The organism is Enterobacter cloacae complex sp. 277I4 (genome assembly GCF_050031465.1).
GTDB lineage: Bacteria > Pseudomonadota > Gammaproteobacteria > Enterobacterales > Enterobacteriaceae > Enterobacter > Enterobacter cloacae.
This window is the reverse complement of sequence record NZ_JBLGWC010000001.1, coordinates 459,389-483,580: the sequence shown is the minus strand read 5'-3', so window position 1 is coordinate 483,580 and position 24,192 is coordinate 459,389. Positions and strand designations below refer to the sequence as shown.

27 protein-coding genes are annotated in these 24,192 nt (G+C 54.8%); 11 read left to right on the top strand and 16 right to left on the bottom strand.

Going from position 1 to position 24,192, the window contains the following annotated elements; translation table 11 throughout:
* Nucleotides 1-88: 88 nt before the first annotated feature.
* The 3 genes from ACQG19_RS02315 (at nucleotide 89) to ACQG19_RS02305 (ending at nucleotide 2,884) form a co-directional block, all read left to right on the top strand.
* On the top strand, nucleotides 89-937 hold the full coding sequence (locus ACQG19_RS02315; RefSeq protein ID WP_226835549.1) for an SDR family oxidoreductase: 849 nt from the start codon (nucleotides 89-91) through the stop codon (nucleotides 935-937).
* Between the two features lie 81 nt (nucleotides 938-1,018).
* Entirely contained in the window at nucleotides 1,019-1,843 is an 825-nt protein-coding gene (locus ACQG19_RS02310) for an AraC family transcriptional regulator (RefSeq protein WP_013095315.1), read from the top strand.
* Nucleotides 1,844-1,918: 75 nt separating this feature from the next.
* Nucleotides 1,919-2,884 carry a DMT family transporter gene (locus ACQG19_RS02305; protein WP_246932110.1) on the top strand — a complete coding sequence of 322 codons (966 nt, stop codon included), beginning with the start codon at nucleotides 1,919-1,921 and terminating at the stop codon, nucleotides 2,882-2,884.
* 62 nt (nucleotides 2,885-2,946) lie between these two features.
* Here the strand turns inward: ACQG19_RS02305 and ACQG19_RS02300 are convergent, their stop codons facing one another.
* Complete coding sequence (locus ACQG19_RS02300; RefSeq protein WP_020684395.1) at nucleotides 2,947-4,596, bottom strand: methyl-accepting chemotaxis protein; 1,650 nt, start codon at nucleotides 4,594-4,596, stop codon at nucleotides 2,947-2,949.
* Nucleotides 4,597-4,840: 244 nt separating this feature from the next.
* Here ACQG19_RS02300 and ytfE point away from each other — a divergent pair, with 244 nt between their 5' ends.
* Complete coding sequence (ytfE, locus tag ACQG19_RS02295) at nucleotides 4,841-5,503, top strand: iron-sulfur cluster repair protein YtfE (protein ID WP_023619711.1); 663 nt, start codon at nucleotides 4,841-4,843, stop codon at nucleotides 5,501-5,503.
* A 95-nt stretch (nucleotides 5,504-5,598) separates the two neighbouring features.
* Here ytfE and cycA read toward each other — a convergent pair whose 3' ends face one another.
* Both cycA and fklB read right to left on the bottom strand, forming a co-directional pair.
* Nucleotides 5,599-7,008, bottom strand: coding sequence for a D-serine/D-alanine/glycine transporter (cycA, locus tag ACQG19_RS02290; protein ID WP_023619712.1), 1,410 nt, complete (start codon nucleotides 7,006-7,008; stop codon nucleotides 5,599-5,601).
* 311 nt (nucleotides 7,009-7,319) lie between these two features.
* Nucleotides 7,320-7,940 carry an FKBP-type peptidyl-prolyl cis-trans isomerase gene (gene fklB / locus ACQG19_RS02285; RefSeq protein ID WP_008502892.1) on the bottom strand — a complete coding sequence of 207 codons (621 nt, stop codon included), beginning with the start codon at nucleotides 7,938-7,940 and terminating at the stop codon, nucleotides 7,320-7,322.
* Between the two features lie 233 nt (nucleotides 7,941-8,173).
* Between fklB and ACQG19_RS02280 the strand changes: the two genes are divergently transcribed.
* Entirely contained in the window at nucleotides 8,174-8,818 is a 645-nt protein-coding gene (locus ACQG19_RS02280; RefSeq protein WP_246932112.1) for an OapA family protein, read from the top strand.
* Between the two features lie 46 nt (nucleotides 8,819-8,864).
* Here the strand turns inward: ACQG19_RS02280 and ACQG19_RS02275 are convergent, their stop codons facing one another.
* From ACQG19_RS02275 to rpsF, 5 genes are all read right to left on the bottom strand, one after another.
* On the bottom strand, nucleotides 8,865-9,794 hold the full coding sequence (locus tag ACQG19_RS02275) for a DMT family transporter (protein ID WP_246932114.1): 930 nt from the start codon (nucleotides 9,792-9,794) through the stop codon (nucleotides 8,865-8,867).
* A gap of 151 nt (nucleotides 9,795-9,945) precedes the next feature.
* Nucleotides 9,946-10,395 carry a 50S ribosomal protein L9 gene (gene rplI / locus ACQG19_RS02270; protein ID WP_008502894.1) on the bottom strand — a complete coding sequence of 150 codons (450 nt, stop codon included), beginning with the start codon at nucleotides 10,393-10,395 and terminating at the stop codon, nucleotides 9,946-9,948.
* A gap of 41 nt (nucleotides 10,396-10,436) precedes the next feature.
* A complete protein-coding gene (gene rpsR / locus ACQG19_RS02265) occupies nucleotides 10,437-10,664 on the bottom strand; it encodes a 30S ribosomal protein S18 (protein ID WP_000135199.1) in 228 nt (75 codons plus the stop codon).
* A gap of 4 nt (nucleotides 10,665-10,668) precedes the next feature.
* Nucleotides 10,669-10,983, bottom strand: coding sequence for a primosomal replication protein N (priB, locus tag ACQG19_RS02260; protein ID WP_008502895.1), 315 nt, complete (start codon nucleotides 10,981-10,983; stop codon nucleotides 10,669-10,671).
* A 6-nt stretch (nucleotides 10,984-10,989) separates the two neighbouring features.
* Nucleotides 10,990-11,385 carry a 30S ribosomal protein S6 gene (gene rpsF / locus ACQG19_RS02255; protein ID WP_003856034.1) on the bottom strand — a complete coding sequence of 132 codons (396 nt, stop codon included), beginning with the start codon at nucleotides 11,383-11,385 and terminating at the stop codon, nucleotides 10,990-10,992.
* A 343-nt stretch (nucleotides 11,386-11,728) separates the two neighbouring features.
* On the opposite strand from rpsF, the gene yjfY reads away from it, so the two are divergent.
* Nucleotides 11,729-12,004 carry a DUF1471 family protein YjfY gene (gene yjfY / locus ACQG19_RS02250; RefSeq protein ID WP_013095308.1) on the top strand — a complete coding sequence of 92 codons (276 nt, stop codon included), beginning with the start codon at nucleotides 11,729-11,731 and terminating at the stop codon, nucleotides 12,002-12,004.
* A 140-nt stretch (nucleotides 12,005-12,144) separates the two neighbouring features.
* Here the strand turns inward: yjfY and ACQG19_RS02245 are convergent, their stop codons facing one another.
* Genes ACQG19_RS02245 through ulaA form a run of 6 tightly spaced genes read right to left on the bottom strand, consistent with a single transcriptional unit; the run spans nucleotide 12,145 to nucleotide 16,553 of the window.
* The gene (locus tag ACQG19_RS02245) at nucleotides 12,145-12,831 is read right to left on the bottom strand and encodes an L-ribulose-5-phosphate 4-epimerase (protein ID WP_013095307.1); all 687 of its coding nucleotides are present in this window, start codon (nucleotides 12,829-12,831) and stop codon (nucleotides 12,145-12,147) included.
* Nucleotides 12,824-13,684, bottom strand: coding sequence for an L-ribulose-5-phosphate 3-epimerase (locus tag ACQG19_RS02240; RefSeq protein WP_013095306.1), 861 nt, complete (start codon nucleotides 13,682-13,684; stop codon nucleotides 12,824-12,826). The genes ACQG19_RS02245 and ACQG19_RS02240 overlap by 8 nt, the downstream gene beginning before the upstream one ends.
* 9 nt (nucleotides 13,685-13,693) lie before the next feature.
* Nucleotides 13,694-14,344, bottom strand: a complete 651-nt coding sequence (ulaD, locus tag ACQG19_RS02235) for a 3-keto-L-gulonate-6-phosphate decarboxylase UlaD (protein WP_013095305.1) — start codon at nucleotides 14,342-14,344, stop codon at nucleotides 13,694-13,696.
* Between the two features lie 13 nt (nucleotides 14,345-14,357).
* Entirely contained in the window at nucleotides 14,358-14,825 is a 468-nt protein-coding gene (gene ulaC / locus ACQG19_RS02230; protein ID WP_013095304.1) for a PTS ascorbate transporter subunit IIA, read from the bottom strand.
* Between the two features lie 9 nt (nucleotides 14,826-14,834).
* A complete protein-coding gene (gene ulaB / locus ACQG19_RS02225) occupies nucleotides 14,835-15,140 on the bottom strand; it encodes a PTS ascorbate transporter subunit IIB (RefSeq protein ID WP_004109091.1) in 306 nt (101 codons plus the stop codon).
* A 12-nt stretch (nucleotides 15,141-15,152) separates the two neighbouring features.
* Entirely contained in the window at nucleotides 15,153-16,553 is a 1,401-nt protein-coding gene (gene ulaA, locus ACQG19_RS02220; RefSeq protein ID WP_246932116.1) for a PTS ascorbate transporter subunit IIC, read from the bottom strand.
* Between the two features lie 359 nt (nucleotides 16,554-16,912).
* Here ulaA and ulaG point away from each other — a divergent pair, with 359 nt between their 5' ends.
* Both ulaG and ulaR read left to right on the top strand, forming a co-directional pair.
* The gene (gene ulaG, locus ACQG19_RS02215; RefSeq protein ID WP_010427455.1) at nucleotides 16,913-17,977 is read left to right on the top strand and encodes an L-ascorbate 6-phosphate lactonase; all 1,065 of its coding nucleotides are present in this window, start codon (nucleotides 16,913-16,915) and stop codon (nucleotides 17,975-17,977) included.
* A 110-nt stretch (nucleotides 17,978-18,087) separates the two neighbouring features.
* The gene (gene ulaR, locus ACQG19_RS02210) at nucleotides 18,088-18,843 is read left to right on the top strand and encodes an HTH-type transcriptional regulator UlaR (protein WP_013095301.1); all 756 of its coding nucleotides are present in this window, start codon (nucleotides 18,088-18,090) and stop codon (nucleotides 18,841-18,843) included.
* Here ulaR and yjfP read toward each other — a convergent pair.
* Complete coding sequence (gene yjfP / locus ACQG19_RS02205) at nucleotides 18,840-19,562, bottom strand: esterase (RefSeq protein WP_094916355.1); 723 nt, start codon at nucleotides 19,560-19,562, stop codon at nucleotides 18,840-18,842. The genes ulaR and yjfP overlap by 4 nt on opposite strands.
* Nucleotides 19,563-19,699: 137 nt before the next feature.
* On the opposite strand from yjfP, the gene bsmA reads away from it, so the two are divergent.
* The 3 genes from bsmA (at nucleotide 19,700) to ACQG19_RS02190 (ending at nucleotide 22,555) form a co-directional block, all read left to right on the top strand.
* Nucleotides 19,700-20,029, top strand: a complete 330-nt coding sequence (gene bsmA / locus ACQG19_RS02200; RefSeq protein ID WP_071830088.1) for a biofilm peroxide resistance protein BsmA — start codon at nucleotides 19,700-19,702, stop codon at nucleotides 20,027-20,029.
* Between the two features lie 136 nt (nucleotides 20,030-20,165).
* Nucleotides 20,166-20,453 (top strand): DUF1471 family protease activator YjfN, encoded by a 288-nt coding sequence (gene yjfN, locus ACQG19_RS02195; protein ID WP_013095298.1) that lies wholly within the window; start codon nucleotides 20,166-20,168, stop codon nucleotides 20,451-20,453.
* 170 nt (nucleotides 20,454-20,623) lie between these two features.
* Entirely contained in the window at nucleotides 20,624-22,555 is a 1,932-nt protein-coding gene (locus tag ACQG19_RS02190; RefSeq protein WP_161657645.1) for a methyl-accepting chemotaxis protein, read from the top strand.
* On the opposite strand, the gene ACQG19_RS02185 is transcribed toward ACQG19_RS02190, so the two are convergent.
* Nucleotides 22,552-24,174 carry an isovaleryl-CoA dehydrogenase gene (locus ACQG19_RS02185; RefSeq protein ID WP_013095296.1) on the bottom strand — a complete coding sequence of 541 codons (1,623 nt, stop codon included), beginning with the start codon at nucleotides 24,172-24,174 and terminating at the stop codon, nucleotides 22,552-22,554. The genes ACQG19_RS02190 and ACQG19_RS02185 overlap by 4 nt on opposite strands.
* Between the last annotated feature and the right edge of the window lie 18 nt (nucleotides 24,175-24,192).

Sequence of the window (24,192 nt, the reverse complement as noted above, 5' to 3'; positions counted from 1 at the left end):
TAATACTTACCTTTTTGTACGTACTTACTAAAAGTTAGTTATGGTGCTAGTGTGCCACAACACCAGACAAACACGAAGGAGATTGATCATGATCGCGATTACCGGCGCTACCGGCCAGCTTGGCCGCCTCGTTATCGAACAGCTGTTAAAAACCGTCCCGGCAAACCAGATTGTCGCCATTGTGCGTAACCCGGCGAAAGCGGAAGCCCTGAGCCAGCAGGGTATTGTGGTTCGTCAGGGCGATTACACCGACCAGGCCGCGTTGACCACGGCGCTGAAGGGTGTGAAGAAACTGCTGCTGATCTCATCCAGCGAAGTGGGTCAGCGCGCCACGCAGCACCAGAACGTCATCAACGCTGCCAAAGCGGCTGGCGTGACATTTATCGCCTACACCAGCCTGCTGCATGCGGATAACTCACCGCTGGGCCTGCACGTTGAGCACGTTGCTACGGAAAAAGCGCTGGCAACATCCGGCATTCCTTATGCCCTGCTGCGCAACGGCTGGTATACCGAAAACTACCTGGCGAGCGCGCCGCCTGCGCTGGAACACGGCGTGTTTATCGGTGCCGCAGGTGAAGGCAAAATCGCCTCAGCCACCCGTGCGGATTACGCGGCGGCGGCGGCAAAAGTGGTTTCGGAAGAGGGCCACGCTGGCAAGGTCTATGAACTGGCAGGCGACAGCGCGTGGACGCTGAGCGAACTGGCGGCTGAACTGAGCAAGCAGAGCGGTAAACCGGTGGTTTATCAGAACATGAGCGAAGCGGATTTCGCCGCTGCGCTGAAGAGTGTCGGCCTGCCTGCCGGGTTGGCGGATATGCTGGCGGACTCTGATGTGGGCGCATCTAAAGGCGGGCTCTTTGACGATAGCCATACGCTGAGCAAACTGATTGGGCGACCAACGACCTCTCTGGCGGAGAGCGTCAAGGCCATCCTGTAATTGTTACGGATTGGTTATTTTTTGTGGCATCCCCTCGGGTCATCTCTGATAATGAAGCGATGACCCACGAGGAGGCTCACCGTGCAAGGCGTACCGGAACAATTTAGCGATGAGAGAGACAGCGCGCGCTTTCGCCATCTGGCGCAGTTGCCGGGTCTGGAACTTTATCACGCGCATATCGCTGACTACGCCTTTGAGCCTCACACGCATGAAGCCTTCGGCATCGGCACCATCGAAACCGGTGCCGAGCGCTTTCGCTATCGCGGTACTCAGCACCTGGCCGCTGAAAAATCCGTTGTCACCATGAACCCAGACGAGATCCACACCGGAGAATCGGCCACCGAAGGCGGCTGGCGCTACCGGATGGTCTACATCGAACCCGCTTTACTGGAAGAGGTGACTGGCCTGCGCCACTGGTGGTTCAGCGACGTTACCCGCCACGACCCGCTGCGTTCGCAGCAAATCGGCCAGCTGATCTACGGCCTGTGGCATACCCAGGACCCGCTTGCGCAAAAAGGACTGCTGCTGGATCTGATTGAGACCTTCCAGCCGTTGGCCCATCACGCTCCAATAATTAAGGAAGGCGCGCACCGGTTCGAACGGGTACGCGAATATCTGCACGACAACTACATGCACGCCGTGACGCTGGACGAGTTGGCCAACGTGGTTTCTCTTAGCCCTTACCATTTTCAGCGCCAGTTTAAAGCCCATTTCCACGTCACGCCGCACCAGATGCTGATGGCTATTCGTCTGTGGCGCGCCAAAGGCTTCCTTACGCACGGCATGCCCGCCGCCGAAGTGGCCGCCGCGACCGGGCTGACCGACCAGTCGCATTTAACCCGCGCGTTTACCCGCCGCTACGGGATTACGCCCGTCCGCTACCAGAAACAAGTTATCGGGCGCTGATGCGCAATCTCATACAATACGCGCGCAATCCCCCCTTCTACACTGAGTACAAAGTTAATTGATGTGGATGGAATAATGATTAGTGGCGTGTTGTATGCCCTGCTGGCAGGGCTGATGTGGGGGCTGATTTTTGTCGGCCCGCTGATTGTGCCCGAGTATCCGGCGGCCCTGCAGTCAACCGGACGCTATCTGGCGCTGGGGCTGATTGCCCTGCCGCTGGCCTGGCTCGGTCGTACGCGTTTACGCCAGCTCAACCGCCAGGACTGGATGACCGCGCTGGCGCTGACCATGATGGGCAACCTTATCTATTACGTCTGCCTGGCGAGCGCCATTCAGCGTACCGGCGCGCCGGTATCGACCATGATTATCGGCACGCTGCCTGTCGTTATCCCCGTCTTTGCGAACCTGCTGTACAGCCAGCGCGATGGCAAACTGGCATGGTCAAAAATGGTACCCGCGCTGATCTGCACGGGCGTCGGGCTGGTCTGTGTGAATATTGCCGAGCTTCGCCACGGGCTCGCTGATTTCAGCGTCTGGCGTTACGGTTCGGGGATCGGTTTAGCGTTTATTTCCGTCGCCTGCTGGGCCTGGTATGCCCTGCGTAATGCGCGATGGTTGCGGGAGAACCCGGATAAACATCCGATGATGTGGGCAACGGCACAGGCGCTGGTGACGCTGCCGGTCTCGCTGGTGGGCTATGCCGGGGCGTGCCTCTGGTCTGCGCAGCAACAACCGGACTTCGCCCTCCCTTTCGGGCCGCGGCCGTGGGTCTTTGTCGGGCTGATGATCGCTATCGCTGTGCTCTGTTCCTGGGTGGGCGCACTGTGCTGGAATATCGCCAGCCAGAAACTGCCAACGGTGATCTTAGGGCCGCTGATTGTCTTCGAAACGCTGGCCGGGCTGCTGTACACCTTCCTGATGCGCCAGAGCGTACCGCCGCTGTTAACGGCCTTTGGAATAGTGCTGCTGGTGATGGGGGTAGTGATGGCGGTAAGAGCGAAGCCGGAAAAACCGATGGTCGTTCCGGCGTCGGAGATGTGAGGCGTTTGCAGGGCCAGCAAAAACGTAGGCCCGGTCAGGCGTAGCCGCCACCGGGCAAGCTTTTAAAACGTTTCCCAGTTGGCTTCAGACGCAGAAGCGACGGGCTGCGTTTTTGGCGCATAGGTTTTCGCCGGAGCCGCCTTCACTGCCTGGCTGCGGGCAATTTTAAACACCGCCACCGCGTCGTTCAGGCGTGCCGCCTGGTCTTCCAGCGCGGCCGCTGCGGCCGCAGACTCTTCCACCAGCGAGGCGTTCTGTTGGGTAACACGATCCATCTCTGCCACCGCCTGGCCCACCTGGTCGATCCCGCGGCTCTGCTCATCAGACGCAGAGGCAATTTCACCCATAATGTCGGTGACGCGAGTCACGGCGTTAACAATCTCCGCCATGGTGGCCCCGGCTTCGTTCACCAGTTGCGAGCCTGCGTTAACTCGCTCACCAGAGTCATCAATCAGCGCTTTAATCTCTTTCGCCGCCTGGGCGCTGCGCTGAGCGAGCGTACGCACTTCTCCGGCTACCACCGCAAAGCCACGCCCCTGCTCACCTGCGCGCGCCGCTTCAACTGCCGCGTTAAGAGCCAGGATGTTCGTCTGGAAGGCAATGCCGTCAATGACATTGGTAATTTGCGCAATTTTGCTGGAACTGGTGGCGATTTCGTCCATGGTGCGCACCACGCCTTCTACAACGTTACCGCCCTTCTTCGCCGTTGAAGAGGCATCAAGCGCCAGACGGGAAGCCTGACGGGCATTGTCGGCGTTTTGTTTCACCGTTGCCGTCAGCTGCTCCATACTGGCAGCCGTCTCTTCCAGCGAGGCAGCCTGCTGCTCGGTACGGGAAGAAAGATCGTTACTGCCCGCAGAGATTTCCCCCGCACCGGTGTAAATGGTATCCGCACCTTCACGAACCACGCCCACGGTGTTTGCCAGCGCGGTTTGCATCTCCTGGACGTTTTGCGCCAGTACGGCCATCTCGTTTTTACCCTCTGCATGGATCGGCTGGGTTAAATCACCGGCGGCAATGGCGCGGATATGGCTTATCACATCCTGCAGCGGCAACAGCAGCACGCGGCGCATGGCAATCCAGCTGGAGATAATCACGATAATTACCAGCAGCATAACCGCAGAGAGGATCCACAGGATACGCTTGTAATCACTTTCGTTATCTTTGATACCTTTATCCGTAAGCACGGCCTGGGCTTCACGCCATTCCCGGTAAACGTTTTGCATCGCGGTCTGTTTCTGCTCTGCATTCTGCTTGAACATCTCTTCCAGATTGCCCTGAGAGAGCAAAACGTTCATTTGGGTCAGCGTCGCGGAGTAATTGCGGTACTGCTCTTCCAGGCGATTTGCCAGGTTGGGATCCAGCCCTGGGGTATTCGGCAAAGCATAGTATTTGTCGTAATGAGACTGGGCATTGGCCAGCAGGTTTTTCGCCGTGTTTACCAGCTCATTGAGCTGTCCGCCGTTAATCTGCGAGGCCATGCTGCTTTGCAGACGCAGCATGCCGCGGTTCAGGGTGACGCGCGCCTGGTTCAGGCTGATCCATGCATCGGTAAACTCCGCCACGTTCTTGCTGGATAGCTGCGACACGGTGAAATTGTCTTTATCGTTATTCAGCGCGTTGATAAAGATACCGGCGGAAACGAGTTGCATGATGCCGAGCACAAGCAGCACCGAAATCAAAAGGGTAATGACTTTTATACGTTTAAACATGCGTTGCCTTTGTAATATGCAGGTTTGTCTGACGTGGGTATATCGGCAGGCGCGGCGGGTTGTTTACTGTTTCTCCACGTTAAAAAAGTTTCTAAAGTTATTTTCTGCATTCATTCAGTGAGTTAAACACGCTAATTTTTTGTGACTTACATCTCATTTTCACCCTTGCCTCTAAAGGGTTATAGCGCCGCCTTAAAGATGTATTTAATATACATCTTATATTCTTGATGATGAGGTAACTGCTATGGCCTTCCGCGACCAACCCCTCGGCGAGCTGGCGCTCTCCATCCCTCGCGCTTCTGCGCTGTTTCGTAAATACGACATGGATTACTGCTGCGGCGGTAAGCAAACCCTGGCACGTGCGGCCTCGCGCAAAGAGCTGGATGTAGAGGTTATTGAAGCGGAGCTGGCTCTGCTGGCAGAGCAACCCATCGACAAAGAGTGGCGCACGGCCCCGCTTGCCGAAATCATCGACCACATTATCGTGCGTTACCACGATCGCCACCGCGAACAACTGCCGGAGCTGATCCTGCAGGCCAGCAAAGTTGAACGTGTGCACGCCGACAAGCCTTCCGTGCCGCGCGGCCTGGCGAAATACCTGACCATGCTGCATGAAGAACTCACCAGCCATATGATGAAAGAAGAGCAGATCCTCTTCCCGATGATTAAACAGGGAATGGGCAGCCAGGCGATGGGGCCAATTAGCGTGATGGAAAGCGAACATGACGACGCGGGTGAACTGCTGGAAGTCATCAAACACACGACCAATAACGTCACGCCGCCGCCAGAAGCCTGCACCACATGGAAAGCGATGTACAACGGCATTAACGAGATGATCGATGACCTGATGGAACACATCAGTCTTGAGAATAACGTTCTGTTCCCGCGTGCATTGGCGGGTGAATAAAAAAGGCCACTGAAGCCTGATGCCCTCACCCGGCCCTCTCCCACGGGGAGAGGGTGCAAAAACTAAAAACGGCAACCGAAGTTGCCGTTTTGCTTTTACCTTACGCCTGCCATTCGTTTCTTACCAATGAACAGCCAGCCCAATCCCAGGGCGATGAACCACAGCGGCGTGACGATCAGCGCCTGACGGGTGTCATCTTCCAGCGTCAGCAGAACCAGAACGAACGCGAAGAACGCCATGCACACCCAGCACATCAGCTTGCCCAGCGGCATCTTATAGATCGATTTCTCATGCAGATGCGGACGCTGTTTACGATACACCAGGTACGAACAAAGGATGATCGTCCAGACGAACATAAACAGGATCGCCGAAACGGTGGTGATCATGGTGAACGCACCGATAACGCTCGGGTTCACGTAGAGCATTACCACCCCACCCAACAGGCACATGCAGGAGAACGTCAGCCCTTTCGCCGGAACGGCACGCTTAGAGAGCTTCGCGAACGCGCTCGGCGCAACGCCTTCCTGCGCCAGGCCAAACAGCATGCGGCTGGTTGAGAACACACCGCTGTTCGCCGATGACGCTGCAGATGTCAGCACCACGAAGTTAATCAGGCTCGCTGCCGCAGGCAGTCCCACCAGCACGAACAGTTCAACAAATGGGCTCTTGCTTGGCACAACCGAGCTCCACGGCGTCACGGACATAATAATGATCAACGCAAAGACGTAGAACATGATGATACGAACCGGAATGGAGTTGATTGCACGCGGCAGGGATTTTTCAGGGTCTTTGGTTTCCGCAGCGGTGGTTCCCACAAGCTCAATCCCCACAAAGGCAAACACCGCAATCTGGAAGCCGGCAAAGAAGCCGCTGATGCCTTTCGGGAACCAGCCGCCGTCATTCCACAGATGGGTAAACGAAGCCTGTACGCCGGTTGGCGACTGGAAGTGCGTCAGCACCATTACCAGGCCCACCACAATCAGCGCCACAATAGCGACAATCTTGATCATCGCGAACCAGAACTCCATCTCACCGAACATCTTAACGGTGGCGAGGTTGAGGCTCAGCAGCAGAATAATCACCGCCAGCGAGGCGACCCAGTCCGACAGCCCCGGGAACCAGAACTGCGCATAGGCAGTAATGGCGACGACATCCGCCATGCCGGTTACGACCCAGCAGAACCAGTAGGTCCAGCCGGTGAAATAACCCGCCCAGGGACCGAGCAGGTCGGAAGCAAAATCGCTGAAAGATTTGTATTCGAGGTTGGAGAGCAGCAATTCACCCATTGCACGCATCACAAAAAAGAGCATAAAACCGATGATCATATAAACAAAAATGATCGACGGCCCGGCAAGACTGATGGTTTTGCCTGAGCCCATAAACAGCCCGGTACCGATGGCACCCCCGATGGCGATAAGCTGAATATGACGGTTTGTGAGATTGCGCCGTAGCGACTGTTCAGACGTCGCCTCTTCTGTCGCGGCGACTTTGACCTGATCTACCATGTAATTTTCCTGTTTATGCCTGTCTGTGTTGTTAAGGCTCTTCTGGCCTTTAAAAACGTCAAATAAATGACGGTCCCTTTGTAAGGGTTTATCGATATTAGGTAAGAATCGGCGGGATGAATACTATGATTTAGATATTATGTTAATAATATGTTGGAAGTGAGTGTCATATCACTCATACAGCGCGAAACAGCTCACAAAAATACACGCAACAGTTTCGTTTGCAAGATAAAATATTGATTCCGTCGTAACTATAGGTTTTAACACTATTTTCCTCTCCCCGGACGGAGAGAGGAAATAAGAAAAGCCGATTACAGGATTTCCAGCAGCTCGACTTCAAACACCAGGGTGCTGAATGGTGGGATGGACGCACCAGCGCCACGCTCACCGTACGCCAGGTTGTGTGGGATAGTCAGTTCCCATTTGGAGCCGACTGGCATCAGGGTCAGAGCCTCAATCCAGCCTGCGATAACGCCGTTAACCGGGAATTCAGCCGGTTCGCCGCGTGCAACAGAGCTGTCGAACACGGTACCGTCGATCAGCTTACCGGTGTAGTGTACGCGAACGTGGTCAGTGCGTGCCGGGATAGCGCCGTCGCCCTGGTTGATCACGCGGAACTGCAGGCCAGACTCGGTGCTGTTCACGCCTTCACGCTCACGGTTCTCTTCCAGATATTTCACACCTTCTGCCGCCATCTCTTCGAAGCGCGCGCGACGCACAGCGTCCGCACGTTCGTGGATTTCACGCAGCGCACGGTGCACAACATCAACCGGAACGGCTGGCTGTTTGCCTTCCAGCGCGTCAGCGATACCCGCCACCAGCGCTTCTGGTAACAGACCTTCCAGGCCGGATTCGCTCAGTTGCTGTCCTACCTGCAAGCCGATACCGTAACTTGCCTGCGCTTCGATAGTGTCAAAAGTCGGGGTGGTCATGGGTTTTCCTTCCATCACATTTAAAGTAGCGGGCAGCATAGCAGCCATGCCCTTATGGGTAAAACTTTGTCTGAAGTTAAGGTGACAAACTGCGACGAAACAGAAACAATAGAGGTAACCAGGATTAATCCCGAATGGATGTCACGGATGTCGGGTTTGCTACGCCGTTCAGGCAGTTAGCGAACTATACTTCGGAGCACAGGATAAAAAAGACGCGGAGCAGGAGGAGAGCCATGCCCGGGCGATTTGAACTGAAACCTACCCTGGCGAAAATCTGGCATGCGCCGGACAATTTTCGCATTATGGACCCGCTACCTCCTCTGCATCGCAGAGGGATTATCATAGGCGCGCTGCTGGTGATCGTCGGTTTCCTGCTCCCTTCTGGCGGCGATGATGTCGATACCGCACCGGTTACCCGCAATGCGCAACTGGATCTTCAGTCGCAAACGCGCCCGCAGCCTGACACGCAACCCATGCAGACACAGTTTGTGACGCCGTCTAACGATCCGGGACAGGTTGCACCGGTTGAGCCAGAGCCTATTCAGGAAGAACAGCCGCAGGAGCAGGCCGCAGCCCCGTCTGAACCGCAGACGCAGCAGCCAACCGGCATTGAGCAGCAATGGCGTTCCTACCGCGTGGAGGCGGGCAAAACGCTTGCTCAGCTGTTCCGCGACCATAACCTGCCGCCAACCGATGTCTATGCGATGGCTCAGGTAGAAGGTGCGGGTAAGCCGCTCAGTAACCTGCAGAACGGCCAGATGGTGCAGATCCGCCAGAATGCCAGCGGCGTGGTCACCGGGCTAACGATTGATACGGGTAATGGCCAACAGGTGCTGTTTACCCGCCAGCCAGACGGCAGTTTTATCAGAGCACGGTAATGGCGTAGGCCGGGTAAGGCGAAGCCGCCACCCGGCACTTTTGTTCTCAGGCACTCCGTTTATTCACCCACCAGATCCCCGAGCAGACCAGCACCAGCGCAATCGCGTATTTAATCTCAAGGATGTTTTCGCCAAGGAAAATAGCGGACAGTACCGTCCCGGCGACGGGAATCACAAAGTTGAACGGGGCAATCATACTGACGCGGTTCACTTTCAGTAGCGCGCTCCACAGGGCGAAGGCGACGGATGAGAGCAACGTCAGATACCCTAATACCGTCACCGCGGTAAGGCTATGCACCTCCAGCGTCCCGCCCGTTGCATATCCCCCTACCACCAGCGCAAGACCACCAATGCCCAGCTGCCAGCCGGTCATCACCGTGGGATCAACCGTCTGGGAAATCCGTTTGCCGTAAAGCGTGGCGGCGGAGAGGATGAACGCCGCCAGCACCACAAACCCGTCACCATTCCAGACAAAGCGGAAATCACGAATACCACTGTGGAAATTCACCAGCATCACCCCGGCAAACCCCAGAATACAGCCCAGCGTTTTGTTATAGCTGAGCTTGTCGTTGTGGTAGATAAAATGCGCCAGCAGTACGCTGAAGAAGGTGCCGGTGGCGTTCATGATCGAGCCATTAACGCCCGTGGTGTATGCCAGCCCGATATAAAAGAAGGTGTACTGAATGGTGGTCTGCGTCAGTCCCAGGATCGTAAGCTGGCCAAACTGCGTGGGCGTGAGCCTGGCGATGGGTTTACGCTGTGCCAGCGCAAACAGCAGCAGCAGTGCTCCGGCAAACAGAAAACGGTATCCGGCAAAGACGACTTTTGACGGGATATCATCGGTTGCGATCTGAAAGAGTTCATAGCCACTTTTAATGGCCGGGTAAGAGCTACCCCAGAGCAGACAGCAGAGTGTGGCGCAGGCGTAGGCCACATTGCGACGGGCAAAGACAGGCGTAGACAGAGCGGTTTCCATGGCAAATCTCAAAGATAAAATTGCGTTTCATTTTATTATCAGAGAATGCGTCAGGAATCGCGACCATACAAGCTAAAAGAGAGGTTCGTCAGGCTTTAAAAAGCAAAACGCCGGCACAAGGCCGGCGCTTCGACGCGAGCAGAGTAAAAAATTACTCAGCTACAACGTTAACAACCAGTTTAGCGAACACTTCGCTGTGAACCTGGAAGTCAACTTCGTGCTCACCAGTGGTACGCAGAACGCCGTTCGGCAGACGAACTTCGCTCTTAGCCACTTTAACGCCTGCTGCAGAAACTGCATCAGCGATATCGCGGGTACCGATGGAACCGAACAGTTTACCTTCGTCGCCAGCTTTGGAAGCGATGGTAACAGTGCCCAGTGCGTTGATTGCTTCAGCGCGAGCGTTAGCAGCCGCCAGAACGTCAGCCAGTTTGGCTTCCAGTTCAGCACGACGTGCTTCGAAAAACTCTACGTTTTTCTTGGTAGCAGGAACAGCTTTACCCTGTGGAACCAGGAAGTTACGAGCGTAGCCCGCTTTAACGTTTACCTGATCACCCAGGCTGCCCAGGTTTGCTACTTTATCAAGCAGAATAACTTGCATTACCTTATCCTCTTAAAGTCGTATTAATGGACCGTGCCCGATTACTGATGACGATCAGTGTACGGCAGCAGAGACAGGTAGCGAGCGCGTTTGATAGCGCGAGCCAGCTGACGCTGGTATTTTGCACGAGTACCGGTGATACGGCTTGGGACAATCTTACCGCTTTCGGTGATGTAGTTTTTCAGCGTTGCGATATCTTTATAGTCGATCTCTTGAACGCCTTCCGCGGTGAAACGGCAGAACTTGCGACGACGGAAATAACGTGCCATATGGCTAGTCTCCAGAATCTATCAAATCAATCTGCTCGGCATGCAGAACCATTTTGCTCAGACCGTTCTTTGCCTTGTGGCAAGAGATGAACCCCTGAACGATTACTGCACTACCGACCGTTAAACTGTGAGTAATGGCCTGGTTTTCGTGTCCGCTAATGATAACGGGCATTTGGCACCACGCCTGCCGGTGAAACCCGGCTTCCTCTTGCACAGAACGATGCTCAAGCACGAACTGGCAATGCGGAATTCCTGATGGACTGACCTTTCGAAGGGGAGCCCTGCATACGATGCCGGACAACGCCAGACGGTTGGTCATCAGAAATTACTCTTCAGAATCCCCAGCATCAGAATCATCTGCGGTTTCGTTTGCGAAATCATCGCGACGCTCACGGCGCTCGTCTTTCGCTTTAACCATCGGAGATGCTTCGGTAACTGCGTGTTTGGTACGCATAACCATGCTGCGGATAACGGCATCGTTGAAGCGGAAGGTAGTTTCCAGCTCATCGATCACTTCCTGCGGAGCTTCAACGTTCATCAGAACGTAGTGTGCTTTGTGCAGTTTGTTGATCGGGTAAGCCAGCTGACGGCGGCCCCAGTCTTCCAGACGGTGGATCGTACCTTCTGCACCAGTGATGGCAGCAGAGTAACGCTCGATCATACCCGGAACCTGTTCGCTCTGGTCAGGATGGACCATAAAAACGATTTCGTAATGACGCATCGAATTGCTCCTTACGGATTATTCAGCCTCCTGTCTGGGTCAGCCGAGGCCCGGGGAGGCAAGGAACGTGTTAAAGGTCGGCTGAAAAATTGACGCGTCATAATACTTGCGCCCCCCAGGAAACTCAAGCTGATTGCACAAATAATTCGCACAAACCGCAAAGCTGGTCTAAGTGGGTGATTTAAAATTAACCACATCAGGAAGCGTTGTTTTTTTGAACAACTGCATCAGAAATGGTCACGCATCCTCGCCGGATAAGTGATTACACTTTAATCAGAGACCATATAAATACCGGAGGGGAGCAAACAACCGTCTCACAGCACGCAGTCGTGGAGCGCATATCATGAAAAAAATCGCAATTGCCGTAATGGCTGCGCTTTTGCTCAGTGCAAACGCGATGGCAGCCATCAAGATAGACAGCCGACAGGCCAGAAACATGGATGATGTGCAGAGCTTAGGCGTTATTTACATCAATCACCATTTCGCCACAGAGAGCGAAGCAGATCAGGCGCTTAATAAAGAAACCGATGCTCAGGGGGCAAATTACTACCACGTTATTCTGATGCGTGAGCCCGGCAGCAACGGCAACATGCACGCCAGTGCAGATATTTACCGATAACGCTTTGACGCTAGCACCAGGAAAGCCAACAAAAAGAATATAGCCATCGTTTTACTTGCCCCCTGCGCGGGGGCTTTTTTTTATGAATGGCTCTGAAATACCACCGGTTACAACTGTTTTCGGTATTCCAGAGCACTTATTCACTTCTGCCCGTAATAGGCGTTTGGACCGTGCTTGCGCATGAAATGCTTGTTCATCAGGTAATCATCAATGCCCTGAAGCTGTGGGTTGATGCCACGAGCGATCCACGCCATACGTGCCACCTCCTCCATGACTACCGCGTTATGGACAGCGTCATGCGCATCTTTTCCCCAGGCGAACGGACCGTGCTGATAGACCACAATGCCCGGCGTATGCAGCGGTTCGCTCTCACCCAGCGTTTCGATAATGACGTTGCCGGTGTTGAGCTCGTACTCGCCTTCCACTTCTGTCTGCGTGAGTGCCCGCGTGCACGGAATGTCACCAAAGAAGTAGTCCGCATGCGTGGTTCCCAGAGCCGGAATGGCCCGCCCCGCCTGTGCCCAGGCTGTGGCATGCGTAGAGTGCGTATGCACTACGCCGCCCAGAGAAGGGTAACGCCGGTAGAGCGCCAGATGGGTGGCTGTATCTGAAGAAGGGCGCCATTTGCCGTCGACAACGTTACCCTCAAGATCAACCACCACCATATCGTCAGGGCTCATGGCGTCATATGCCACGCCGCTAGGCTTAATCACCACGAGCCCTTGCTCTCGGTCGATAGCACTGACGTTTCCCCAGGTGAAGGTCACCAACCCATAGCGCGGGAGATCCATATTAGCGTCAAAGACCTGCTGCTTAAGCTTAAGCATATTCAGCCTCCAGTAAGCCGGCCCGTGCCATACGTTCCCGTACCCAGTCGCGAGCGTTAGCCACTTCACCTGCCGGGTCATCTGACGTTTCGCTCCACATCTCAATCAGGTAAGGTCCGCAATACCCCGCCTGTTTGAGCGTCTGGAAGCACCGTTCGAAATCCACCACCCCGGTGCCGAACGGAACGTTTTTGAATACCCCAGGACGCGTATCTTTGACATGAACCGCGACGATATGGCCCATCCCCGCCAGCAGTTCCATTTGTACGTCGTTATCCCACGCCGACAGGTTGCCGATATCAGGATAGAGCTGGAACCACGGATTGTTCAGGTAATGCGCGTAGCCCAGCGCCTTGCTGATCGAGTTCATTAACGGATAGTCCATGATCTCCATCGCCAGCGTCACCTGCGCGCGGCTAGCCATTTCAACGCTCTCTTTCAGGCCATCACGAAAACGACGACGCGTTTCGTCATTGGCTTCCTGATAGTAAACGTCATACCCGGCAAGCTGTATCACGCGAATACCCACATCCTGCGCAAAACGAATGGCTTTACGCATGATCTCCAGCCCCTGCGCGCGCACCGTATCATCTTCACTGCCAAGCGGAAAACGACGGTGGGCACTGAGGCACATAGACGGCACGCGTACGCCCGTTTCGGCGACCGCACTCACCAGCGCCAGACGCTGCTCCTGGCTCCAGTCGAGGCGAGAAAGACGTTCATCGGTCTCATCCACGGACATTTCGACAAAATCGAAGCCCAACTGTTTCGCCAGTTTCAGCCGCTCCAGCCAGCACTCCCCCGCAGGGAGTGCCTTTTCATAGATGCCAAGCGGGACCTGTTTAGACAACATACCCGCTCCTTAGCCCCAAAGCTGAGCGATTGAACGTTTGAACTGACGTGCCGCTTCCACCGGAGACGCGGCATCACGAATGCTGCGACCCGCGATAAAGACGTGAATAGGGATACCTTTAAACAGCGGCAGATCTTCCAGTGCCAGGCCACCGGTAACGGTCACTTTAAAGCCCATGTCAGCAAGACGTTTAATGGCGCTGATATCCGCATCTCCCCACGCCACGCCGGCGGCCTGCGCATCACGGCTGCGGTGATAAACGACCTGCTGAATGCCAGCATCGCGCCACGCCTGGGCCTGTTCCCAGGTCCAGAAACCGGTCAGTTCAATCTGCACATCGCCGTTGAACTCTTTCGCCACATCCAGCGCGCCTTTCGCGGTGTTGATATCTGCACAGCAGATCACAGTGACCCAGTCGGCATTGGCTTCAAAACACATGCGGGAGAGAATTTTGCCTGCATCGGCAATCTTGGCATCGGCCAGCACGATTTTATGCGGGTAGAGCGCTTTCAGATCGCGAACGGCGCGCACGCCTTCGCCTACGCACAGAATGGTGCCAACTTCGATAATATCCACCTCTTCCGCAATCAAGCGGGTGGTTTCATACGCATCGGACAGAGTCTGGTTATCCAGCGCGACCTGCAACATTGGTAATGACATTTTCAATTCCTTCTTAAACTGCCGCCGCTGTGGCGTTATCAATTAAATCCAGCACTTCCTGCTCGGTGCGGCAGGCGCGTAAACGATCAAAATTCGCTTCGTCATCAAACAGGTTAACGATCTGCATGATGCCAACCTCCTGATGGGTATTGGCATCGACGGCCGCCATGGTGATCAGGATGTCGACCGGGTCGTTATCTTCATGGTTAAACACCAAAGGCGTTTTCAGCGTTACCAGCGCGAAGCCGGTTTTCTTCACGCCCTCTTCCGGGCGACCGTGTGGCATTGCAAGGCCTGGCGCGATGACAAAATAAGGACCATGCTGCGCCACACCATCAAGAATGGCCTGGTAATACCGCGGCTCGACAACGTCAGCCTTAACCAGCAGATCCACGCTCAGCTTGACCGCCTCCTGCCAGGTGCTGGCCTCGGCCTGTAAAAGGATGGAGTTATTCTCTGCCAGCGAATCACGTAGTTTCATGTGGCGTCCTTACTTCACGTCCTGGGGGAAGTGCGCTTTGATCACTTCCAGCAGTTTTGGGCCGAAATCCGCAGGGGAGAGCATGTTGCGTACCCCCACGACATACTTGTTGCCAGAAACGCTAATTTCACCGGCGATATGGGTAGACGCGATGATGATATCGGCGCCGTTCAGTTCACTTTTGTATTCCCCCACCGCGCAGCTGTTCACCGTGTGGTCAATGTTTGACTGGGTTAAAAACTGGTCCACTTTCATCTTCATGATCATGGAGCTACCTTGCCCATTGCCACACACAGCCAGGATACGTACGGTCATAATCGAAACTCCTTAGTGAGCAGAAACTTCTGCTGTTTGTTTTTCCGCATCTTCTTCAGCTCGCAGAGAACGGCCAGCGAAGAACATATAAGCCAGAGCAATCAGGATGATGACGGCCATAAAGACCAGCCCGACGGACGCAAAGCCCTGCATCATTGGCGGTGCCAGGATTGACCAGTCCGCCATGCCCATCCAGGCGCTCATACCGGTGAGCTTGACCGCCCACACGCAACCGAAGATCTCCACCATGCCCATCACCAGACAGATCTTGAGCGCCGCGCGCCAGCCGCCAAAGTGGTTAGCAAAGACGCCAATGGTGGCGTTGGAGAAGAACATTGGGATAAAGCCAGGAATAATCAGAATGGATGAGCCGCAGCCGACCAGAATGCCTACCGCAATCAACTGGCCGATGGTGCCCCACATGAAGCCCCAGACCACCGCGTTTGGCGCAAAGCTGTAGATAGCCGCACAGTCAATGGCCAGCACCGCACCAGGAATCAGGCGTTGGGATATCCCATTAAAGGCTTCAGACAGTTCGGCAACAAACATACGGACGCCCTGGGTAATGATGAAAATGGCTACCGCGAAGGAGAAACCGGTCTGCAGGATATAAACCGTCCAGTGCGTTTTCCCCGCCATCGCCTGCACCACATCAATCCCGAAGGAGAGCAGAATGGCGCCGAAGAAGATGGTCATCACAATGGCGGTTGAGACGATGTTGTCGTGGAAGATATTCAGCCAGCCCGGCAGCTTGAGATCTTCTACGCTGTCCTCTTTTTTACCCAGGTACGGTGCGACCTTGTAAGCGAGCCAGGCGGCGAATTGCTGCTGATGGCCGATGGAGAAACCGCAGCCGTCGGTGACCTCCTGCGTCGGCTTGTACATCATGTTGGAGGTGATACCCCAGTAGAGCGATACCAGCACGGCGGTGCAGATAATCGTGGTCCACATGGGGTAGCCGAAGATATAGAGAGACACCGCAATCAGCCCGGCCTGCTGGAACATAATGTGGCCAGTCAGCATGATGGTGCGGATGCCGGTAATGCGGCGCAGCAGAACGTAAATGATGTTCAACGCCAGCGCGAGCAGTACCGCGTACCCCACCCAACTGTAGGCATCTCCCATGCGGTCAATGGTGGCCATCATCGACGCGTAGGTGTCAGAGATGGCGCCGTTGATGCCATACACCTCCGACATCTTCGCAACCACAGGCTTAAAGGTGCTGGTCAGAATACCTGAACCCGCCTGCAACAGCATGAAACCGATGATGGTTTTGATTGTGCCTTTGATGATGACGCTGATGCTTTTGCGCAGAAGGATGTAGCCCAGGCACGTCACGATACCCAGCAAAAGCGGGGCGTTAGTCATTACCTGATTAAAGAACACGGTAAAGACGTTGTAGAGGATCTCCATAACTCTCTCCAGAAATGAGAACACGAGGGGGTAATCCCTGTTCGGTTGGTGCCATCACTCTATTAATCACAAATAATCACCACAAGATTGCATTTGATTATTTGTGACGTATCACGCAAATTATTTCCATGGTGTTAGTAATTATTTTCACTACCGATTTCCACGCATAAATTATTTCTTATAATTCATGCAATTAATCATTGATAGCGGATATTCTAACAACGTAGAAAAGGATTATCTGTGACATGGCGAAGATAAATTTCCTCAATTTACTCGTTGCAAACCGATTCAAAGAGTGCCAGCATTAATCACAACAAATCACCATATGATTACTTTTGATTAAACCAGGAGTCAAAACGATGAGTAAAGTGAACACCATCACCCGTGAATCATGGATTCTGAGCACCTTCCCGGAATGGGGCAGCTGGCTGAATGAAGAGATTGAGCAGGAACAGGTTGCTCCTGGTACGTTTGCAATGTGGTGGCTGGGTTGCACCGGCATCTGGCTGAAATCCGAGGGTGGCGCCAATATTTGCGTTGATTTCTGGTGCGGTACCGGCAAACAGAGCCACGGCAATCCACTGATGAAAAAAGGTCATCAGATGCAGCGCATGGCAGGTGTAGAAAAATTGCAGCCGAACCTGCGTACCACACCGTTTGTTCTTGATCCTTTTGCCATTCGCCAGATCGACGCCGTCCTTTCCACCCACGATCATAACGATCACATCGATGTAAACGTGGCGGCAGCGGTGATGCAAAACTGCGCGGACGACGTGCCGTTTATCGGGCCGCAGACCTGCGTGGATCTCTGGATTGGCTGGGGCGTGCCGAAAGAGCGCTGCATCGTCATGAAGCCAGGCGACGTGGTGAAAATTAAAGACATTGAAATCCATGCGCTGGACGCCTTTGACCGCACCGCGCTGATCACCCTGCCTGCTGACCAGAAAGCCGCAGGCGTCCTGCCAGACGGCATGGATGAGCGAGCAGTGAACTATCTGTTTAAAACCCCTGGCGGTTCCCTGTACCACAGCGGTGATTCTCACTACTCCAACTACTATGCGAAGCATGGTAACGAGCATCAGATTGACGTGGCACTGGGCTCCTACGGCGAGAACCCACGCGGCATCACCGACAAAATGACCAGCGCCGATATGCTGCGCATGGCAGAAGCACTGAACACCAAAGTGGTGATTCCTTTCCACCACGATATCTGGTCAAACTTCCAGGCCGATCCGCAGGAAATCCGCGTATTGTGGGAGATGAAAAAAGACCGTCTGAAGTATGGCTTCAAGCCATTTATCTGGCAGGTAGGCGGCAAGTTCACCTGGCCGCTGGACAAAGACAATCTCGAGTATCACTACCCACGCGGTTTCGATGATTGCTTCACCATTGAGCCAGACCTGCCGTTCAAGTCATTCCTCTGATTGTGAAACCCCATCGCCAGACCTTGCGTCTGGCGATTTCATATTTATTTTAGTAATTTCACGCTATTTCAAATATCATCTTTTCAAATCAATTCTTATCGGAATAGCTCATGACGGAAGCGCAACGGCATCAAATATTACTGGAACTCCTGGCGCAAACAGGGTTTATCACCGTCGAGAAAGTGATCGAACGTTTAGGGATTTCCCCCGCGACGGCACGACGAGATATCAACAAGCTGGATGAGAGCGGTAAGCTGAAAAAAGTCCGTAACGGCGCGGAAGCCATCAGCCAGCAGCGCCCCCGCTGGACGCCGATGAACATCCATCAGGCGCAAAACCACGATGAAAAAGTGCGCATTGCCAGAGCCGCATCACAGCTGGTCAACCCGGGTGAGAGCGTGGTGATCAACTGCGGCTCCACGGCATTTCTGCTGGGCCGCGAGATGTGCGGTAAACCGGTGCAAATCATCACCAACTATCTGCCGCTGGCTAACTATCTTATCGATCAGGAACATGAAAGCGTGGTGATCATGGGCGGCCAGTATAATAAGAGCCAGTCCATTACCCTCAGTCCCCAGGATAGCGAAAACAGCCTCTATGCCGGGCACTGGATGTTTACCAGCGGCAAAGGCCTGACCGCGGACGGGCTCTACAAAACCGACATGTTAACCGCGATGGCAGAGCAAAATATGCTTAACGTCGTGGGCAAGCTCGTCGTACTGGTCGACAGCAGCAAAGTCGGCGAGCGAGCTGGCATGTTGTTCAGCCGCGCCGAACAGATTGACATGGTGATCACCGGCAAACATGCCAATCCAGAGATCCTGCAGAAGCTGGAAGATCAGGGCGTCAAAATTCTGCGCGTTTAAAGATGCTGGCGGAAAAAGTCCACCGTCGCGTCCAGCGCCGCTGGCGTGATACGGTGGCGAACTCCCGCTTCCCACAGACAGGTCAGGTTGCCGTCCAGCCCTTCGCGCTGTAGTGCCTGCTGGAGACGGAAGGTTTCGCCAGGGGGCACCACATCATCCGCGTCACCATGCCACAACAGCAACGGGCGATCGGCCAGACGCGGTAACGCCCGGGTCACTTCCCATTCGGCCAGCAACGCATCAATCTCCGTCGCGTCTTGCGGTGGAAACAGCGTTTTTGACAATGACGTAAAATAGCCCGAGCCCATCAGGCACGCCACAGAGGTCACCTCAGGATGACGAGCCATGATCCCGAGCGCCGTCATTCCCCCCATCGATGCGCCGGCCACCGACAGCCGTTGATCCGCCACCAGCCCCGCCTGGTAAAGCGCATCGCGCAGCCCGGCAAATTCGCTCAGGCTACCGTGCAAAATCTGCCAGAACTGCCCCAGTCGCACCTGTGCATCACCGGTAAAACGTGCACCGTGATCGGGCGCATCCGGCATCACTACCCGAAAACCGGCCTGCGCCAGCGCCACCGCAAAGTAGCTGTACACCAGCTTCGATGAAGTAAAGCCATGATAAAAAACCACAACAGGCAGCGGGTGTGCACTTTTTCCCGCAGGGATAGCGTGTAATATTTCATGATTGCCGAGGCGGCGAGTTTCAATTTCAATCATTGTCGACCCTGTGCTGATGAATGATTCATAATGTTGAGAACTGGATTACGCTTTCACGATATTTTCATTCGAAATATACGTACCAGATAACACTTCGGGAACATTCCCCCAAAACTAAATTCGCAGACAACTACACTATGGCTATCAGGAAACGAGATATGGTTATGCGCAGGTTTGCTACTTTATTGTTGCTGGTTCTGCTCAGTGGCTGTAGTGCACTACAGGGGACACCGCAACCCGCTCCCCCGGTCGCCGACCATCCGCAGGAGATTCGTCGTAATCAGACGGAAGGATTACAACGAATGGGTACCGTCTCCGCGCTGGTTCGCGGATCCCCGGATGACGCAGAGGAGTCAATAAAGGCGCAAGCTGCCGCCGCCAAAGCAGATTATTACGTCATCATTATGATCGATGAAACCATCATTACGGGACAGTGGTATTCACAGGCTATTTTGTACCGTAAATAACGATCTTCATTTGAACGACATTTACACTGCTTTGCGTCCATAGACATTTTCCTGTCCACAATAAACTCCATGCCCGCGACAATGGAAGTGAGTTTATTTGCGAAGGAGTGCCCGGCGGATACCGGAGAAATGTGAAATGGAGCTGACAATGAAACGAACTCTTGCTTTGACCTCTCTGTTGCTCTCAGTAGGCCTTGTGAGCACGACTGCACAGTCAGCAGAATTCGCCAGTGCTGATTGCGTCACTGGCCTTAATGAAATTGGCCAGATCTCCGTCAATAACATTTCGGGAAGCCCGCAAGATGTTGAACGTGTCGTGGCACTAAAAGCCGATGAACAGGGCGCTTCCTGGTATCGAATTATTCAGATGCAGGAAGATAACCGCAGCGATCATTGGCGCGTACAGGCTATTCTCTACGTCTAATCACCTCCGATAAAAGCCACTTATTTTTAGTGGCTTTTCGTTTTTGCAAATTTTTTATCTTCTTTCAACCCCATTAAAAACAATTTGATAACATTTTGTTACATTATTTAAGTAAATGTTAGCTCTGTCCTGCCGTTGAAAAGCCATACCTTTTCAATAATGAGCAATTTATGATCACCTTTTTTCGCCGTGCGGGTCTGGGCGCAAAGCTATCGCTTCTTACCGGCGTGAGTGTCGCCACGCTGTTTCTGCTTTTCACTTTTCTGCTCAGCCATAAAGCCAGCCAGCAGCTTGAAGCCCTTGCGGTAGAAGACCTGCATAACCAGTCCACCGGTATGGTTGATATGGTACAGATGTTTAACACCAGTCTGAGCGAAGAGGTCGAGAGCTATACCCGGCTGTTCACCACCTTTTTACCGCAGCCTTTGAGCGTCGACAGCAGTCAACTCCAGACCATTAACGGGCTTAGCGTTCCCCTTCTGAAAGGGAGTGAAACGGGCCTGCATGAAAACAATGCACTTTCTGACGACTTCCTGACGCGTACAGGGGCAATCTCGACCCTGTTTGTGCGTAGCGGTAATGACTTTGTCCGTGTCGCCACCTCCCTGCGCAAAGAGAACGGCGATCGGGCAATGGGTACCGTTCTGGACACAGCCAGTCCGGCCTATGCGGCCGTCACCAAAGGCGAGGTCTATCGCGGTCTGGCGTTGCTGTTCGGCAAGCGCTATATCACCCAGTATCAGCCGTTCAAAAACGCAGAAGGCCAGGTCATTGGGATCATTTTTGTTGGTGTGGATATCACCCACTCCTGGAACGTGATGCGCGAAAAAATCCTCAATCGTCGTTTAGGTGACAGCGGACACTTCTTCGTGCTGGATCGCAGCAACGGTAAAACGCGCGGACAGTTCCTTTTCCACTCGAACCGGGAAGGCCAGCTTCCTGAGTGGGACAGCGCCACCCAGCAGCAGTTGCTGAGCAATACCCCGGGCACGCTGGAACGCACAAGTGAGGATGGTCGCATACTGAAAATGGCCTATACGCCGCTGCCAGGCTGGAACTGGACCATTGTGGGGGAAGTGGATAAATCGGTCCTGCTTTCAAGCGTCACCACGATGCGGGATCGCTTCCTGCTGGCAGGCGTGGTGCTGTCAGTCCTGTTTGCCGCGCTGTTTGTCATCATCATTCGTCGCATGCTGACGCGCCCGTTGCGTAACGTCATTCATCTTGCCCGACAATATGCGGCAGGCGATCTGCGTGCCAGCCTGTCCGTTACCCGCCAGGATGAGGTTGGCCAGCTTATCGACGCCATCAACGGGATCGGCGGCGGTCTGCAAAAGATTGTCCTGCAGGTACGCGAAGCCGCAGGCGAGATCCATCTGGGCACTAACGCCCTGGCCTCTGATACCGGTGAGATCTCAGAGCAGATCAACAAACAGGCCAGTAGCGTTGAAGAGACCTCCGCGAGTATGGAACAACTCGCCGCAACCGTGCAGCAAAACGCGGCCAATATGGAACAGACGCAGCAGCTGGTGGGGGAAACCTCACGCGCGGTGCATCAGGGGGGCGAGACGGTGACGAACGCAGTCTCCACCATGGACGATATTCGCGACGCCTCAAAGCGCATCGAGGACATCACGCGCGTGATTGAGTCGATTGCTTTCCAGACTAACATTCTGGCGCTTAATGCAGCGGTTGAAGCAGCACGCGCCGGCGAACACGGAAAAGGGTTTGCTGTGGTCGCGCAGGAAGTGCGCGCCCTGGCGGCACGCAGCGCTAATGCGGTGAAAGAGATTGAGCAGCTGATTGGCGACACGCTGAACAAGGTGAGTGAAGGCCATGCGCTCTCAGAGCAGACGCGTCTGGCGATGGATGCCATCATCGCGCACATCGATAACATCAACCAACTGGTGACCGAGATTAACCATGCATCCCGCGAACAGTCGGCGGGGATCCGTCAGGTGAATCTGGCCATGACCCATATTGGTGAAGCCTCCCACATCAACGCCGATCGCGTCTCGCGCAGCGAGCAAACCGCACAATCACTGCGCGAGAAAGGGTCGCACCTCACTCAACTGGTGAGCCTGTTCCAGCTTAAAAACTAGCCTACCCTGCCCGTGGCGCGTAGCAGAAGATCGCTTTGAACCTGCTCTGTCATCAGCGTGCCGCCACGGGTATCCAGCATCATGCGGCACCACGCCTGCGCGACGGGCGGAGAGGCGTGCCGCAGCATCTGGCTTCCGGCGCCCAGCAGGAATAGCTGATGCGCAATCTCCCGCCCCTGCGCCTCCTGCGGTTTACGCAGTTTTTGCTGCAACTGCCGCCAGCTGCGATCGAAGTGTCTGTCCTGACCTTTCACCTGCGCAAAATCCTCTGCCAGCAGATCGAACATACCCGGCTGCTTCGCCAGAACGCGCAGAACATCCAGACACATGATGTTCCCTGAGCCTTCCCAGATGCTATTCACCGGCATCTCGCGATACAGGCGGGGGAGTTCACTCTCCTCACAGTACCCGATGCCGCCCAACACCTCCATCGCCTCTGCCACGAACGGGATACCCGCTTTGCAGACGCTGAATTTCGCGGCTGGTGTGAAAAGCCGCGCCCAGGCCGCCTCCTGCGGATCGGCGCGTTTATCCCACGCCCGGGCAAGGCGAAACAGCAGCGCCGTTTGCCCCTCCAGCACCAGCGCCATGCGGCTCAGGACGTCGCGCATCAGCGGCTGATCGATGAGGTTTTTCCCGAACGTCTGCCGCTGATGGGCGTGGTACAGCGCCACGGATAATGCCCGACGCATCAACCCATGGCTGCCCAGAGCACAGTCAAAACGCGTTAACCCGCCCATGCGGAGGATCTGTCGTACCCCTTCCCCCTCTTCCCCTAACAGCCAGCCGGACGCATCCAGAAACTCCGCTTCACTGCTGGCGTTAGAGCGGTTGCCGAGCTTGTCTTTCAGCCGCTCCAGGCGCACGGCGTTGCGCTGCCCGTCAGGCAAAAAGCGAGGAACAAAAAAGCAGGACAACCCGCCTTTCGCCTGCGCCAGCACCAGATGCGCATCGCTTTGTGGCACGGAGAAAAACCATTTATGACCCACCAGCCGGTAGCTGCCGTCGCTGCACTTTTCTGCTTTGGTAGTGTTGCTGAGCACGTCCGATCCGCCCTGTTTTTCCGTCATCCCCATGCCGATCAGCAGGCCGCGCTTTTGGGCTCCAGGGGCAAGGTGAGGATCATAACGATCGCTCAGTAGCGGCGTGAGCCAGTTCTGAAAAGGTTCAGGGAGCGCCTGTTGCAGCAGCGGCGTGGCGGCAAACGTCATGGTCACGGGGCACAGCGTTCCGGCCTCAACCTGAGCATGCAACACGAAGCGCGCGGCGCGAGCGACAAAGGAGCCTTTACGCGCCTCCTCTTCCCACGCCAGGTTATGCACCCGGTTAGCGCACAGCCCCTGCATCAGAAGATGCCAGGCGGGGTGAAAACGGACATCATCCAGCCGCTCACCGGTGGGGTCATAGCGAAGTAACTCCGGCGGATTGACGTTCGCCAGCCTGCCAAGCTCCAGCGACTCCGCCGTACCTAACTGCTGGCCGATACTAGCCAGCAACTCGCTATCCCACTCCGCGCCTTCGCGGGCCACCGCGTCACGCAGGGCACAATCAGAGAGAAAAAGGTTGCTGTTCGAAAGCGGTGCGGGTTGGTTAAAAACGGTATGTGTTTGCCAGTGCATGCTGTCTCCCTCCTTCAG

Bases quoted from the DNA above. Each gene is read 5' to 3' on its own strand.
- priB (WP_008502895.1), bottom strand. From the start codon at position 10,983: ATGACCAACCGTCTGGCGTTGTCCGGCATCGTATGCAGGGCTCCCCTT.
- rpsF (WP_003856034.1), bottom strand. From the start codon at position 11,385: ATGCGTCATTACGAAATCGTTTTTATGGTCCATCCTGACCAGAGCGAA.
- ytfE (WP_023619711.1), top strand. From the start codon at position 4,841: ATGGCCTTCCGCGACCAACCCCTCGGCGAGCTGGCGCTCTCCATCCCT.
- ulaG (WP_010427455.1), top strand. From the start codon at position 16,913: ATGAGTAAAGTGAACACCATCACCCGTGAATCATGGATTCTGAGCACC.
- cycA (WP_023619712.1), bottom strand. From the start codon at position 7,008: ATGGTAGATCAGGTCAAAGTCGCCGCGACAGAAGAGGCGACGTCTGAA.
- ulaD (WP_013095305.1), bottom strand. From the start codon at position 14,344: ATGTCATTACCAATGTTGCAGGTCGCGCTGGATAACCAGACTCTGTCC.
- ulaB (WP_004109091.1), bottom strand. From the start codon at position 15,140: ATGACCGTACGTATCCTGGCTGTGTGTGGCAATGGGCAAGGTAGCTCC.
- ACQG19_RS02305 (WP_246932110.1), top strand. From the start codon at position 1,919: ATGATTAGTGGCGTGTTGTATGCCCTGCTGGCAGGGCTGATGTGGGGG.
- ACQG19_RS02245 (WP_013095307.1), bottom strand. From the start codon at position 12,831: ATGCTTAAGCTTAAGCAGCAGGTCTTTGACGCTAATATGGATCTCCCG.
- ACQG19_RS02315 (WP_226835549.1), top strand. From the start codon at position 89: ATGATCGCGATTACCGGCGCTACCGGCCAGCTTGGCCGCCTCGTTATC.
- rpsR (WP_000135199.1), bottom strand. From the start codon at position 10,664: ATGGCACGTTATTTCCGTCGTCGCAAGTTCTGCCGTTTCACCGCGGAA.
- bsmA (WP_071830088.1), top strand. From the start codon at position 19,700: ATGGCTATCAGGAAACGAGATATGGTTATGCGCAGGTTTGCTACTTTA.
- ACQG19_RS02300 (WP_020684395.1), bottom strand. From the start codon at position 4,596: ATGTTTAAACGTATAAAAGTCATTACCCTTTTGATTTCGGTGCTGCTT.
- ulaR (WP_013095301.1), top strand. From the start codon at position 18,088: ATGACGGAAGCGCAACGGCATCAAATATTACTGGAACTCCTGGCGCAA.
- ACQG19_RS02275 (WP_246932114.1), bottom strand. From the start codon at position 9,794: ATGGAAACCGCTCTGTCTACGCCTGTCTTTGCCCGTCGCAATGTGGCC.
- yjfP (WP_094916355.1), bottom strand. From the start codon at position 19,562: ATGATTGAAATTGAAACTCGCCGCCTCGGCAATCATGAAATATTACAC.
- ACQG19_RS02280 (WP_246932112.1), top strand. From the start codon at position 8,174: ATGCCCGGGCGATTTGAACTGAAACCTACCCTGGCGAAAATCTGGCAT.
- ulaA (WP_246932116.1), bottom strand. From the start codon at position 16,553: ATGGAGATCCTCTACAACGTCTTTACCGTGTTCTTTAATCAGGTAATG.
- ACQG19_RS02240 (WP_013095306.1), bottom strand. From the start codon at position 13,684: ATGTTGTCTAAACAGGTCCCGCTTGGCATCTATGAAAAGGCACTCCCT.
- yjfY (WP_013095308.1), top strand. From the start codon at position 11,729: ATGAAAAAAATCGCAATTGCCGTAATGGCTGCGCTTTTGCTCAGTGCA.
- rplI (WP_008502894.1), bottom strand. From the start codon at position 10,395: ATGCAAGTTATTCTGCTTGATAAAGTAGCAAACCTGGGCAGCCTGGGT.
- ACQG19_RS02190 (WP_161657645.1), top strand. From the start codon at position 20,624: ATGATCACCTTTTTTCGCCGTGCGGGTCTGGGCGCAAAGCTATCGCTT.
- fklB (WP_008502892.1), bottom strand. From the start codon at position 7,940: ATGACCACCCCGACTTTTGACACTATCGAAGCGCAGGCAAGTTACGGT.
- ACQG19_RS02185 (WP_013095296.1), bottom strand. From the start codon at position 24,174: ATGCACTGGCAAACACATACCGTTTTTAACCAACCCGCACCGCTTTCG.
- yjfN (WP_013095298.1), top strand. From the start codon at position 20,166: ATGGAGCTGACAATGAAACGAACTCTTGCTTTGACCTCTCTGTTGCTC.
- ulaC (WP_013095304.1), bottom strand. From the start codon at position 14,825: ATGAAACTACGTGATTCGCTGGCAGAGAATAACTCCATCCTTTTACAG.